General features: G+C 54.1%; 5 protein-coding genes, 2 tRNA genes and 3 rRNA genes. 3 read left to right on the plus strand and 7 right to left on the minus strand.

The features are described from left to right. The first annotated feature begins 4 nt into the window (after positions 1 to 4). From NNL38_RS13590 to NNL38_RS13600, 3 genes are all read left to right on the plus strand, one after another. Positions 5 to 1,936 (plus strand): beta-N-acetylhexosaminidase, encoded by a 1,932-nt coding sequence (locus tag NNL38_RS13590; protein WP_255388560.1) that lies wholly within the window; start codon positions 5 to 7, stop codon positions 1,934 to 1,936. Between the two features lie 42 nt (positions 1,937 to 1,978). Further along, positions 1,979 to 4,384 carry a glycoside hydrolase family 94 protein gene (locus NNL38_RS13595; RefSeq protein WP_255388561.1) on the plus strand — a complete coding sequence of 802 codons (2,406 nt, stop codon included), beginning with the start codon at positions 1,979 to 1,981 and terminating at the stop codon, positions 4,382 to 4,384. Between the two features lie 94 nt (positions 4,385 to 4,478). Continuing rightward, positions 4,479 to 5,891, plus strand: a complete 1,413-nt coding sequence (locus tag NNL38_RS13600) for a phosphoglucomutase/phosphomannomutase family protein (protein ID WP_255388562.1) — start codon at positions 4,479 to 4,481, stop codon at positions 5,889 to 5,891. A 484-nt stretch (positions 5,892 to 6,375) separates the two neighbouring features. On the opposite strand, the gene NNL38_RS13605 is transcribed toward NNL38_RS13600, so the two are convergent. The 7 genes from NNL38_RS13605 to NNL38_RS13635 all read right to left on the minus strand — a co-directional run bounded on the left by NNL38_RS13605 (position 6,376) and on the right by NNL38_RS13635 (position 13,960). Next, positions 6,376 to 6,452: transfer RNA gene (locus NNL38_RS13605), tRNA-Asp, on the minus strand. Positions 6,453 to 6,508: 56 nt separating this feature from the next. After that, positions 6,509 to 6,624 (minus strand): 5S ribosomal RNA (gene rrf, locus NNL38_RS13610). Between the two features lie 127 nt (positions 6,625 to 6,751). Beyond that, positions 6,752 to 9,741, minus strand: a 23S ribosomal RNA gene (locus NNL38_RS13615). Positions 9,742 to 10,035: 294 nt separating this feature from the next. Next, positions 10,036 to 10,111: transfer RNA gene (locus tag NNL38_RS13620), tRNA-Glu, on the minus strand. A gap of 67 nt (positions 10,112 to 10,178) precedes the next feature. Further along, positions 10,179 to 11,730 (minus strand): 16S ribosomal RNA (locus NNL38_RS13625). Together the 16S, 23S and 5S rRNA genes with 2 tRNA genes alongside form the textbook arrangement of a ribosomal RNA operon. Positions 11,731 to 12,210: 480 nt before the next feature. Next, the gene (locus NNL38_RS13630; RefSeq protein WP_255388563.1) at positions 12,211 to 12,420 is read right to left on the minus strand and encodes a hypothetical protein; all 210 of its coding nucleotides are present in this window, start codon (positions 12,418 to 12,420) and stop codon (positions 12,211 to 12,213) included. Between the two features lie 100 nt (positions 12,421 to 12,520). Then, positions 12,521 to 13,960: an aminotransferase-like domain-containing protein gene (locus NNL38_RS13635; RefSeq protein ID WP_255388564.1), complete on the minus strand. Its 1,440-nt coding sequence runs from the start codon at positions 13,958 to 13,960 to the stop codon at positions 12,521 to 12,523. Between the last annotated feature and the right edge of the window lie 291 nt (positions 13,961 to 14,251).

A 14,251-nucleotide genomic window follows, 5' to 3' on the forward strand; every position in this document is an offset into this window, starting at 1 on the left:
AACCATGAGTTATCGTCTTGATCTGACCGTGATCAGCCAATGCGAGCAACAGTCTCGCTTTGGCCTGACGTTACACAACCTCAGTGATCAGGCGCTGAAAAACTGGTCCCTGCACTTTACCTTTGCCCGCTGGATCCCGGTTGAAACCCTGTCTTCCGGGCAACTGGAACAGCTCGGCAGCTACTGCGTCCTGCGTCCGTCCCAGCCAGAGACGCTGGCAGCCAATGGCCATTTCTATACCGAATTTACGCTGGAGACCACGCCGTTCCTGCTCCACGACCAGGGGATCCAGGATGCCTTTATCAATACGGCGCCGGATGATCACCCGGTGCAGCCTCTGCCGGTCGAAATCACCTCGCTGAGCCTGCTGGAGCCGCCGGTCGAACAACTGTCGATCCCGCTGCCGCCGGCCAAGGACATTTCCCTGATCCCCCTGCCGGATTCGCTGATCCGCCTGAACGGGGAATTCAGACTCAATGCCGAGGTTGCCGTATCGGTACCAACCGATTTAGCAGCAGGTTGCGCACGCTGGCTGCAAAGTGAATTAGAAACTCTGCTGCACGAAGACATCCAGGTCGCACCGCAAGGGCAAATCCGCTATCACCACGATGACACCCTGGCCGAAGGAGCCTACCTGCTGGAAGTCACGCCGAACACGATCTGGCTGCGGGCGGGCTCCACTGCCGGGTTCACCCATGCCACGGCCAGCTTGCTGCAACTGATCCCAACGACACCGGCGCACCACGTGCAGGCCTCATACCTGCTGCCTGCGGTCAGTATTTCCGATCAGCCGAACTACTCCTACCGGGGCATGATGGTCGACTGCGCCCGGCATTTTCACCCGGTGCGTCGTCTCAAGCACCTGATCAATCAGATGGCGCGCTACAAGTTCAATTATCTGCACTGGCACCTGACCGACGATGAGGGCTGGCGGCTGGAAATCGAGGCCTATCCGGCCCTGACGGACATCGGTGCCTGGCGCGGACCCAATGAGGTACTCAAGCCCCAGTTCCTCAACATCGACCGGCGCTACGGCGGCTATTACACCAAGGTCCAGGTCCGGGAGCTGATTGCCTATGCCGGCGATCGGGGGATCACTCTGATCCCGGAAATCGATATTCCCGGCCACTGCCGGGCCGCGATCCGCTCGCTGCCGGCGTTGCTGGTCGATCCTGAAGATCGCTCCCAGTACCGCAGCATGCAGTGCTACCCGGACAACGTCCTGTCGCCGGCACTGCCGGGCACGTATACCTTCCTCAAGACCGTACTCCAGGAAGTATGCGAGCTCTTCCCTGGCCCTTACGTTCATATCGGTGGCGATGAAGTGCCGGAAGGCGCCTGGAGCGACAGTCCGGCCAGCCAGGCCCTGATGGCGCAATACGGCTACCGGGATCGACTGGAACTTCAGGGGCACATCCTGCAGTTCGCCGAAGAAGTGTTGCGTAGCCGCGGCAAACGCATGATGGGCTGGGAAGAGGCCACCGAAGGCAACAAAATCAGCAAGCAGACCGTCGTGCTCTCCTGGCAAAGCGAAGAAGCCGGGCTAACCTGTGCCCGGGATGGCTTCGACATCATCATGCAGCCGGGCCAGTACACCTATCTTGACATGGCCCAGGGGTTTTCGGCCGATGAGCCCGGCGCCAACTGGGCCGGCAGCCTGCCACTGGACACCGTCTACAGCTACCGCCCACTGGCCTCGCTCGAGGCCGACGATCCGGTCCACCAGCATATTCTCGGGATCCAGGCCGGCTTATGGTCCGAGCACATCACGACCCAAAGCCGGTTCGAATACATGATTTACCCGCGCCTGCTGGCCGTTGCCGAACTGTGCTGGACCCGGCCGGAACTGCGCCACTGGCAAGACTTCAAAGCCCGACTCAACGGACAGCTTCGCTATCTCGACCAGGTCGGCATTAATTACCGTCGCTGTGAGTGACCACTTGCAGCTAAGAAAAATCATAAAAAGGACTGATGCACCATGAAATACGGCTATTTTGACAATGACAACCGCGAGTATGTCATCACCCGCCCAGACGTCCCGGCGCCCTGGACCAACTATCTGGGAACCGAGAAGTTCTGCACCGTGATTTCGCACAATGCGGGCGGTTACTCGTTTTATCAATCGCCGGAATATAACCGGATCACCAAATTCCGTGCCAACGCCAGCTTCGATCGTCCGGGCCATTACGTGTACCTGCGCGATGACGTCAGCGGGGATTACTGGTCCATTTCCTGGCAACCGGTGGCCAAAAGCCTGGAAGAGGCGACCTATGAAGTGCGTCACGGCCTGTCTTACTCCACCTTCAAGTGTGACTATAACGGCATCTCAGCCCGCAAGACTTTGTTTGTCCCAAAAGGGGAAGACACTGAAATCTGGGATGTGGTGATCAAAAACAACAGTGATGCCCCGCGCACCCTGTCGGCGTTCTCGTTTGTCGAGTTCTCGTTCAGCCATATTCAGTCGGACAACCAGAACCACCAGATGAGCCTGTACTCATCCGGGACTTCCTACGAAGATGGGGTGATCCTGTGCGATCTGTACTACAACACCGATGACTTTACCGGCTTTTACTACCTGGCTTCCAGCTTCGATCCGGACAGCTTTGATGGCCAGCGCGACGCCTTCATCGGCCCTTACCGGGACGAGTCCAACCCGCTTGCCGTCGAGCAGGGCCGCTGCAGCAACAAGGTCCAGACCTGTTACAACCAGTGTGGCTCGCTGCATAAACAATTTACCCTCCAGCCGGGTGAAGAGATCCGCTTTAACTTCATTCTAGGGATCGGCAAGCACGAAGCCGCCCGGGTGCGCGCCAAGTACCAGGATTTTGCCGAAGTTGATGCGGCGCTCGAGGCGATCAAAACCCACTGGGACAGCCGTTGCAACAAGTTCCAAGTGAAGTCACCCAACGAAGGTCTGGACACCATGATCAACGCATGGACCCTGTACCAGGCTGAGACCTGTGTGGTATGGTCCCGCTTTGCCTCTTTCATCGAAGTCGGTGGCCGTACCGGTTTGGGCTACCGCGATACCGCTCAGGACGCGATCTCAGTCCCTCACTCGAACCCGCGCTCGACCCGGAAGCGTCTGGTTGATCTTCTGCGGGGGCAGGTGAGAGCCGGTTACGGTCTGCACCTGTTCGATCCGGACTGGTTCGATCCAGAAAAAGCCGACGTGAAACCATCGAAGTCACCCACCGTGGTCCCAACCCCAAGTGACGAAGACAAGATCCACGGCATCAAGGACACCTGTTCTGATGACCACCTCTGGCTTGTACCGACCATCATTAACTACATTCAGGAAACCGGCGAAGAAGGCTTCCTTGATGAAGTGATCCCTTATGCCGATGGCGGTGATGCAACCGTTTACGAGCACATGAAAGCAGCGCTGAACTTCTCCGCAGAATACGTGGGTCAAACCGGTATTTGTAAGGGTCTGCGCGCTGACTGGAATGACTGTCTGAACCTGGGTGGCGGCGAATCTGCGATGGTTTCCTTCCTGCACTTCTGGGCCCTGCAAGAGTTCGTTGCCCTGGCGAAGCACAAAGGCAAAGCTGCAGATATCGAGAAATATACCGAAATGGCAGCGAACGTGCGTGAAGCATGTGAACAACACCTGTGGGATGACGAAGGTGGCTGGTACATCCGGGGGCTGACAAAAGACGGTGACAAAATCGGGACAGCACAGCAAACCGAAGGCCGTGTGCACCTTGAATCAAACACCCTGGCAGTGCTCTCTGGTCTGGCGTCTCAAGAGCGCGGTGAGAAGGCCATGGATGCCGTGGATGAAAACCTGTTCTCTGAGTATGGTCTGCACCTGAACTCGCCATCTTTCGCGACACCGAACGACGACATCGGCTTCGTGACCCGCGTATACCAAGGCGTGAAAGAAAACGGCGCCATCTTCTCGCATCCAAACCCATGGGCCTGGGTGGCGGAAGCCAAACTGGGGCGTGGTGACCGTGCCATGAAGTTCTATGACGCGCTGAACCCATACAACCAGAATGACATGATCGAGAAGCGAGTTGCTGAACCTTACTCTTACGTGCAGTTCATCATGGGCCGCGACCACGAAAACCATGGCCGTGCAAACCACCCATGGCTCACGGGGACGTCTGGCTGGGCATACTTTGCCGTGACGAACTTCATTCTGGGCGTGCAAACCGGCTTCAATGGCCTGACGGTTGACCCATGTATTCCGACAGCTTGGCCGGGCTTCGAAGTCAGCCGCCAGTGGCGTGGCGCGACCTTCAACATCAAGGTCGAAAATCCGGATCACGTCAGCAAAGGGGTTGTCTCGGTCACTCTGAACGGTGAAGCGATTGACGGCGCAATTCCGGAACAACCGGCCGGCTCCGTCAACACCGTCACGGTGATCATGGGCTAACCCGGATCGGGGGTGACTGCCCACCCCCGCTTTTTGAAAACCATGTTGAAAACCATCTTTCAAGCCAAGGCTTGATAAGAAAAAGGAGTGCCACATGATCAAATTTGGAACCGGCGGCTGGCGAGCCCTGATCGGCGAAGAGTTTACCCAGGCCAATGTCCGGCGAGTCGCCCAGGCGGTTGCCAATATCATCATCGCTGAAGAAGCCACCGACCGGGGCTTTGTGATCGGCTATGACCGACGCTTCCTGTCCGACAAGGCCGCGGTCTGGTTTTCTGAAGTGTTGGCCGGGAACGGCATTGTTGTCAGCTTTATCGACAAGTATGTCCCGACCCCGGTGGTGATGTTCCAGTCCCGGGCGATCGGCGCCCGCTATTCGGCCTGTATTACCGCATCGCACAACCCGGCCGACTACAACGGCATTAAGGTCTTTATCGAAGGCGGCCGGGACGCTGACGAAGTAATCACCGAGAAAATCGAAACACAAATTGCCGGGCTCACGGATGCAGATATCCGGCACCTGGATTTTGCGCAGGCCAAAGCCTCCGGACAGATTGAGCTAATCAACCCGATGAATGAATTTGTCGATAGCATTATCGACTTCATCGACATCGAGGCGATCAAAAAAGCCCGGCTGCGCGTGCTGATCGATCCCATGTTCGGGGTCGCCAAAAACGCCCTGCAGACAGTACTGATCACGGCCCGCTGCGATGTTGATGTGATCAACGACGGCCAGAACCCGTCCTTCGGCGGCCTGATGCCCTCGCCCAGTGCCGCGACCCTGTACCGACTCAAACACTTAGTGGCCCACGAAGGCTATGACATCGGCATCGGGACAGACGGCGATGCCGATCGCCTCGGCATCATTGATGAAAAAGGCAACTTCATTCACCCCAATGAAGTCATGCTGCTGCTCTATTACTACCTCCTGGAATACAAAGGCTGGAAAGGCTCTGTGGTGCGCAACATTGCCACCACCCACCTGCTGGATAAAGTCGCCGCAGCCTACAACGAACAGTGTTTTGAAGTGCCGGTCGGCTTTAAGCATGTTAGCGCTCAGATGGATGCCGATGACGCCCTGATTGGCGGCGAGAGCTCCGGCGGCCTGACGATTCGCGGCCATATCAAAGGCAAAGACGGCGTCTTCGCCTCGAGTCTGCTGGTAGAAATGATCAGCGTCACCGGCAAAAAGCTGTCAGAAATGCTCGATGAAATTTACGACAAATACGGCTACGCCTACACCGCAGAAGGTGACTGTCATTTCCGACCGGAAGAGCGCCAGCGCCTGTACGACAAGATCTATGTCGACAAAGCGCTGCCGGATTTCGGCTATGCCATCGAGAAGGTCAGCTATGCCGACGGCGCCAAGGTCTATTTCGAAAACGGCGGCTGGGCCCTGGCCCGCTTCTCCGGTACCGAGCCGCTGCTGCGCCTGTTTGCCGAAATGGAAGACCGACAGCAGGCCGAGCAGGTAGTCGCACAGTTGAAAGCTTTTCTGGACGTTTGAAGCAACATGGCGCCCTGAAGCACCACTGCCGCTTCAGGGCGCCGGAATCGTGAAGTCCTGTTGAAGCAGCTTAGCTGTTATTTTCGCAAGCCTTTGGTTTCGGGCTTTTGCGTCAAGGGTAGCCCGGCTACCCTTTTCTTTTTCTGCTGTTTGATCATCACTCACGTCGCCTCCATGAAGCCGAATCCTCGAACGGCAGCGTGACAGACTGCTCTCTCAAGGCAATTGGCAACAGCTAACAAATGGACTACGACGTGCATGGATGCACTAATGTAGCGAAAGCCATGGATGGCCGAGAGTTGCTGCTCTTGTATTGCGACTGCGCATACAAAAAATCCCCGGCATTGCTGCTAGGGACTTGATGATTGGCGGAGGGCCGGGCTGGCGATCCAGCGGGACTCAAGCCGAAGGCTCGTGAGAGTCCATTCAAAACTCTGCAAAATGATAAAAAGCCCCGCTATTTCTAGCGGGGCTTTCAAAGAAGTGGCGGAGCGGACGGGACTCGAACCCGCGACCCCCGGCGTGACAGGCCGGTATTCTAACCAACTGAACTACCGCTCCACACGGCACTTAATCGAAGTCTTACTGTGATGGCTTCAATCAAGTTAATGTTCAAAGCCTGGCGATGTCCTACTCTCACATGGGGAGGCCCCACACTACCATCGGCGCTGTTACGTTTCACTGCTGAGTTCGGCATGGGATCAGGTGGGTCCATAACGCTATGGTCGCCAAGCAAATTCTGTTTATCTTACGCCTTCGGCGGAAGATACAATCTCGGAAAATCTGACCAGTATTCTCAAACACTCCATTCAAGTGCTTGCGGAGTCCGTACTTCGTAAACAAAACCCCTTGGGTGTTGTATGGTTAAGCCGCACGGGCAATTAGTACAGGTTAGCTCAACGCCTCACAGCGCTTACACACCCTGCCTATCAACGTCGTAGTCTACGACAACCCTTCAGAAGGCTTGAAGCCTTGGGGATGACTCATCTTGAGGCTCGCTTCCCGCTTAGATGCTTTCAGCGGTTATCGATTCCGAACTTAGCTACCGGGCAATGCGTCTGGCGACACAACCCGAACACCAGCGGTTCGTCCACTCCGGTCCTCTCGTACTAGGAGCAGCCCCTCTCAATCATCCAACGCCCACGGCAGATAGGGACCGAACTGTCTCACGACGTTCTAAACCCAGCTCGCGTACCACTTTAAATGGCGAACAGCCATACCCTTGGGACCGACTTCAGCCCCAGGATGTGATGAGCCGACATCGAGGTGCCAAACACCGCCGTCGATATGAACTCTTGGGCGGTATCAGCCTGTTATCCCCGGAGTACCTTTTATCCGTTGAGCGATGGCCCTTCCATTCAGAACCACCGGATCACTATGACCTGCTTTCGCACCTGCTCGAACCGTCATTCTCGCAGTCAAGCGGGCTTATGCCATTGCACTAACCTCACGATGTCCGACCGTGATTAGCCCACCTTCGTGCTCCTCCGTTACGCTTTGGGAGGAGACCGCCCCAGTCAAACTACCCACCAGGCACTGTCCGCAACCCCGATAAAGGGCCGACGTTAGAACATCAACACTACAAGGGTGGTATTTCAAGGACGGCTCCACAGATACTGGCGTACCTGCTTCGAAGCCTCCCACCTATCCTACACATGTAGGGTCAATGTTCAGTGCCAAGCTGTAGTAAAGGTTCACGGGGTCTTTCCGTCTAGCCGCGGGTACACAGCATCTTCACTGCGATTTCAATTTCACTGAGTCTCGGGTGGAGACAGCGTGGCCATCATTACGCCATTCGTGCAGGTCGGAACTTACCCGACAAGGAATTTCGCTACCTTAGGACCGTTATAGTTACGGCCGCCGTTTACCGGGGCTTCGATCAAGAGCTTCTCCGAAGATAACCCCATCAATTAACCTTCCGGCACCGGGCAGGCGTCACACCGTATACGTCATCTTTCGATTTTGCACAGTGCTGTGTTTTTAATAAACAGTTGCAGCCACCTGGTATCTGCGACTGCCAGCAGCGCCAAGAGCAAGTCTCTTTACCGCCGGCAGCGTACCTTCTCCCGAAGTTACGGTACCATTTTGCCTAGTTCCTTCACCCGAGTTCTCTCAAGCGCCTTGGTATTCTCTACCCGACCACCTGTGTCGGTTTGGGGTACGATTCCTTGCTATCTGAAGCTTAGAGGCTTTTCCCGGAAGCATGGCATCAATGACTTCAGCACCGTAGCGGCTCGACATCAGGTCTCAGCCTTGTAATCCCGGATTTGCCTAAGATTACAGCCTACACCCTTGAACCTGGACAACCGTCGCCAGGCCCACCTAGCCTTCTCCGTCCCCCCATCGCAATAGCAAGAAGTACGGGAATATTAACCCGTTTCCCATCGACTACGCCTTTCGGCCTCGCCTTAGGGGTCGACTCACCCTGCCCCGATTAACGTTGGACAGGAACCCTTGGTCTTCCGGCGAGGAGGTTTTTCACCCCCTTTATCGTTACTCATGTCAGCATTCGCACTTCTGATACCTCCAGCATGCCTTACAGCACACCTTCAACGGCTTACAGAACGCTCCCCTACCCAATACATAAAATGCATTGCCGCAGCTTCGGTGTATCGCTTAGCCCCGTTAAATCTTCCGCGCAGGCCGACTCGACCAGTGAGCTATTACGCTTTCTTTAAATGATGGCTGCTTCTAAGCCAACATCCTGGCTGTCTGAGCCTTCCCACATCGTTTCCCACTTAGCGATAACTTTGGGACCTTAGCTGGCGGTCTGGGTTGTTTCCCTCTCCACGACGGACGTTAGCACCCGCCGTGTGTCTCCCGGATAGTACTTACTGGTATTCGGAGTTTGCAAAGGGTTGGTAAGTCGGGATGACCCCCTAGCCTTAACAGTGCTCTACCCCCAGTAGTATTCGTCCGAGGCGCTACCTAAATAGCTTTCGGGGAGAACCAGCTATCTCCAGGTTTGATTGGCCTTTCACCCCTAGCCACAAGTCATCCGCTAATTTTTCAACATTAGTCGGTTCGGTCCTCCAGTGCGTGTTACCGCACCTTCAACCTGCCCATGGCTAGATCACCTGGTTTCGGGTCTAATCCCAGCAACTGCACGCCCAGTTAAGACTCGGTTTCCCTACGGCTCCCCTATACGGTTAACCTTGCTACTGAAATTAAGTCGCTGACCCATTATACAAAAGGTACGCAGTCACCCCATCACTAAGCCACCTCTGCTTGATTTTTGTGGGTTGACCAACGCTGCGCGTTGTTAACCACAGTCAAACGGAAGTAATTGCTGTCACTAAGGCACAATAGCTTAGTGATGGGGCTCCTACTGCTTGTACGTACACGGTTTCAGGTTCTGTTTCACTCCCCTCACAGGGGTTCTTTTCGCCTTTCCCTCACGGTACTGGTTCACTATCGGTCAGTCAGGAGTATTTAGCCTTGGAGGATGGTCCCCCCATCTTCAGACAAGATAACACGTGTCCCGTCCTACTCGTTTTCACCTTAAATGCGTTGTCGGTTACGGGGCTATCACCCTGTGTCGCGGCACTTTCCAGAGCCTTCACCTGACGCATAAAAAGCTTAAGGGCTAATCCGGTTTCGCTCGCCGCTACTGCCGGAATCTCGGTTGATTTCTCTTCCTCGGGGTACTTAGATGTTTCAGTTCCCCCGGTTCGCCTCAATACGCTATGAATTCACGTATTGATAACTGCTGCTGCAGCTGGGTTTCCCCATTCGGAAATCGTAGACTCAAGTGGCTCTTACTGCCTCATCTACGCTTATCGCAAGTTAGTACGTCCTTCATCGCCTCTGACTGCCCAGGCATCCACCGTGTACGCTTAGTCACTTAACCATACAACCCCAAGGGGTCTGTATCGCAAACAACCAAGGTTTCCATCAATGACTTGACGGATTAGTTTGTTTTGCCGGACTCTTTGTCTGTCTTCACTTTGAAAAGTGAAAGCAAACATACACAAGACACTTGAATGTGTGTTGCTTGAGAACTCGTTCCATCTTTCGATGAAACTTTAGTATTGAATGTCAAACATTCAATTTACTAGTCAGCTTTCCAGATTGTTAAAGAGCATGTGTTTGTATCCCGAGGGATAGACACTTTCTAACGGCACTCGTAAGTATGTTTAGAAAGTGGCGTCCCATAGGGGAGTCGAACCCCTGTTACCGCCGTGAAAGGGCGGTGTCCTAGGCCTCTAGACGAATGGGACACTGTTGTCTTTTACTATTAACCAAGCAATCTGTGTGGACACTGCATCAAACAATGCGTCATATCGTTAAGGAGGTGATCCAGCCCCAGGTTCCCCTAGGGCTACCTTGTTACGACTTCACCCCAGTCATGAACCACACCGTGGTAAACGCCCTCCCGAAGGTTAAGCTATCTACTTCTGGTGCAGCCCACTCCCATGGTGTGACGGGCGGTGTGTACAAGGCCCGGGAACGTATTCACCGTGGCATTCTGATCCACGATTACTAGCGATTCCGACTTCATGGAGTCGAGTTGCAGACTCCAATCCGGACTACGACGCACTTTTTGGGATTCGCTCACTATCGCTAGCTCGCAGCCCTCTGTATGCGCCATTGTAGCACGTGTGTAGCCCTACTCGTAAGGGCCATGATGACTTGACGTCGTCCCCACCTTCCTCCGGTTTATCACCGGCAGTCTCCCTGGAGTTCCCACCCGAAGTGCTGGCAAACAAGGATAAGGGTTGCGCTCGTTGCGGGACTTAACCCAACATTTCACAACACGAGCTGACGACAGCCATGCAGCACCTGTCTCAGAGTTCCCGAAGGCACCAAAGCATCTCTGCTAAGTTCTCTGGATGTCAAGAGTAGGTAAGGTTCTTCGCGTTGCATCGAATTAAACCACATGCTCCACCGCTTGTGCGGGCCCCCGTCAATTCATTTGAGTTTTAATCTTGCGACCGTACTCCCCAGGCGGTCTACTTAACGCGTTAGCTCCGAAAGCCAGAATTCAAGACCCCAGCCTCCAAGTAGACATCGTTTACGGCGTGGACTACCAGGGTATCTAATCCTGTTTGCTCCCCACGCTTTCGCATCTGAGCGTCAGTCTTTGTCCAGGGGGCCGCCTTCGCCACCGGTATTCCTTCAGATCTCTACGCATTTCACCGCTACACCTGAAATTCTACCCCCCTCTACAAGACTCTAGCCTGCCAGTTCCAAATGCGATTCCGAGGTTGAGCCCCGGGCTTTCACATCTGGCTTAACAAGCCGCCTGCATGCGCTTTACGCCCAGTAATTCCGATTAACGCTCGCACCCTCCGTATTACCGCGGCTGCTGGCACGGAGTTAGCCGGTGCTTCTTCTGTCGCTAACGTCAAACAACCAGGCTATTAACCTGGCCGCCTTCCTCACGACTGAAAGTGCTTTACAACCCGAAGGCCTTCTTCACACACGCGGCATGGCTGCATCAGGGTTTCCCCCATTGTGCAATATTCCCCACTGCTGCCTCCCGTAGGAGTCTGGACCGTGTCTCAGTTCCAGTGTGGCTGATCATCCTCTCAGACCAGCTAGAGATCGTCGCCTTGGTGAGCCGTTACCTCACCAACCAGCTAATCTCACCTGGGCTAATCCTGACGCGAGAGGCCCGAAGGTCCCCCTCTTTGCTCCGAAGAGATTATGCGGTATTAGCCATCGTTTCCAATGGTTATCCCCCACATCAGGGCATATTCCCAGGCATTACTCACCCGTCCGCCGCTCGCCGCCCTTAACGTTCCCCGAAGGTTCAGTTAAGTCGCTGCCGCTCGACTTGCATGTGTTAGGCCTGCCGCCAGCGTTCAATCTGAGCCATGATCAAACTCTTCAATTAAAGTTTTGTTGTTTCCGAAGAAACGGCTCAGTGATTACTGATAAATTGACTGTGCCGATATAGCCGAAGCCATGTCGTTTTGGTCACTCAGTTCACTGATAAATCTTTTGACTATCATTTCACGAGTGCCCACACAGATTGCATGGTCAAATTGTTAAAGAACAATTCCTCATTCGCTTTCGCCCTGAGGAGGTGCGCCATTCTAAGGATTCAAAGGGAAGTGTCAAACACTTTTTGAAACTTTATTTTTGAAGGCTTTCACCACTCCGACTCGTTGCTTGCTTTCTTATTTAAGAAGCAGCTCTCCGTGTCGGTGAGGCGGCATTATAGAGACTTGGTTTAGGTTGGCAAGCCATTATTTCAAAAAAAACAGCCCCGCCAAACCAATCGCTCACAAAGCAGGCAAACCAGCCGTTATTGACTGGTTTGCAAGCAATTTGGGGAGGCGATGTAAAACAACGAGCAATCAGCACACCATCTTTAATCGGCGTCATCCTTGGCGGCGGCATAACGAAACGATAAAACCCCAATCGCGAATAACGCGAAAGGGATCGCAGCTGCGGTATATTCGACCCAAAGTTGCTCCGCCAGACTTTTAGATAGAATCAGATGTCCGAATACCACTAGCGCCGCGCAAATAATAGCAACAACGATTAACTTGATTTGATCACGCTCAGGATGAGTTTTCATACCTTTGTCTCCTTATCCAAACGACAAGGTCATCAAAACACACCCCGAAACGATCGATGTAGAACAGTTCAGCTTGAATTACATTAGTACAGGTGTTGTTTTAGCGCTTTTCACACAATTCTGTTAAATAAGCCGCTAATTGGTACAGCGCCGTTTGATGTTTCTCATCCCACGGATAAGCACAATTAATCCGCATACAATGTTGATAGCGATGATCCGCAGAAAACAGGGTCCCCGGTGCAATACTAATCTGATACCGCTCCAACAAGTCCGTGAGGAGCTCTGATGTATCTATTGGTTTCGGCAAAACCACCCACAAGAAATAGCCGCCAGCCGGACGTGTTACCTGGGTCCCGGCCGGAAAGCTTTCCTCAATCGCCCCAAGCATCTGCTGTTGCCGCTGTACCAGAGTCCGCCGTAATCGCCGGAGGTGATTATCATATCCCCCATGGTGAAGATACTGCGCCAGCGCCAGCTGGTTCGGTGCCCCAACCGACAAGGTCGACATGAACTGGAGCTCTTCGACTTGCCTTGCGTAACGACCGGCAGCAACCCACCCCACCCTGAGTCCGGGCGCCAGACACTTGGAAAAAGACGAACAATGCAAAACCAATCCTCGATCATCCAGCGCTTTGAGCGGCATTGGCTTTTCGGCACCAAAATAAAGCTCGGCATAAACATCATCTTCGATCAGCGGAATATCATGCCGGGCCAGCACCTCATACACTGCCTGCTGTCGGCTCACCGGCATTGTCGCGCCTAGCGGGTTCTGGAATTTACTCATCAACCAACAAGCTTTGACATTATTCTGAGCAATGGCCTGCTCGAGACCTTCCGGAGACATGCCATCACGCGGATGCGTCGGGATTTCAACCGCCTTCAGGTTTAACCGTTCAATGGCCTGCAGGGCGCCATAAAAAGCTGGCGACTCAATCGCTACACTGTCGCCTGGCTGGGTCACGGCTGCCAGGCATAAACCCAACGACTCCATAGCTCCCGACGTGATCACGAGCTCATCGAGAGAAACCTCAATTCCGTCCCTCAAATAACGCTGCGCAATTGCCCGCCGTAAATCCAGACTCCCCGGCGGCAGATCCGAAATACTGCTATTGATCGGCATGGTTTTTATGGCCTGGCTCAGCAAGCGTCCAATCGCCGGGACCGGAAACAGAGACGGATCCGGAAAAGCAGAACCAAATGGCACCACATCAGGCTGTTTACACGCCCGAAGCACTTCGAACACATGCCGGTTGATCCGGATCGAGCGATTTACAATTTGCGGCGTCGCCTGCTCCGGCTCAGAAAGGCGATTAAAATGCGCCGCGACAAAGTACCCGGCTTTCGCCTTGGCATAGATCCATCCTTCGGCTTCCAACTGCTCATAAGCCTTCAACACCGTCATCACACTGACAGATTGTGCCTTACTCATCACCCGAACCGAAGGAATACGCTCACCCGGCAACCAAATCCTTTCTTTGATTTGTCGCTTCACCTGATCGACGATGCCGCCATAACGGCTAGTGGGGATTTGCGATGACAAGATGCCTATTCTCTTAATTACTTTCAGATAGTTAGAATAGTAACGACTTCACCCCAACGGTCAGAGAAAGAAGGCCGGGTTTATCCGGTAAGTGTGATAAAGGACAGAAAATGAGAGAAGCGCTGCGATACTGACGGCCTGTCCTGCCCATCTCCCACCCGAAATCTCGGTGCGTACATCAGGTTCGGTTGACGGGATGAAACTCAGCGCTTGAGCCCCCAGCCACCAAAGATGGAGCTTCTGCCAGGCATCGTACCCTCCCTTTCATGGCGATTGAAAACCGTATTTGAC

Source organism: Photobacterium atrarenae, assembly GCF_024380015.1.
Lineage (GTDB): Bacteria > Pseudomonadota > Gammaproteobacteria > Enterobacterales > Vibrionaceae > Photobacterium > Photobacterium atrarenae.

What these genes read in the sequence shown, in the direction of transcription:
- NNL38_RS13590 (WP_255388560.1), top strand. Translation starts at nt 5, where the DNA reads ATGAGTTATCGTCTTGATCTGACCGTGATCAGCCAATGCGAGCAACAG.
- NNL38_RS13595 (WP_255388561.1), top strand. Translation starts at nt 1,979, where the DNA reads ATGAAATACGGCTATTTTGACAATGACAACCGCGAGTATGTCATCACC.
- NNL38_RS13600 (WP_255388562.1), top strand. Translation starts at nt 4,479, where the DNA reads ATGATCAAATTTGGAACCGGCGGCTGGCGAGCCCTGATCGGCGAAGAG.
- NNL38_RS13630 (WP_255388563.1), bottom strand. Translation starts at nt 12,420, where the DNA reads ATGAAAACTCATCCTGAGCGTGATCAAATCAAGTTAATCGTTGTTGCT.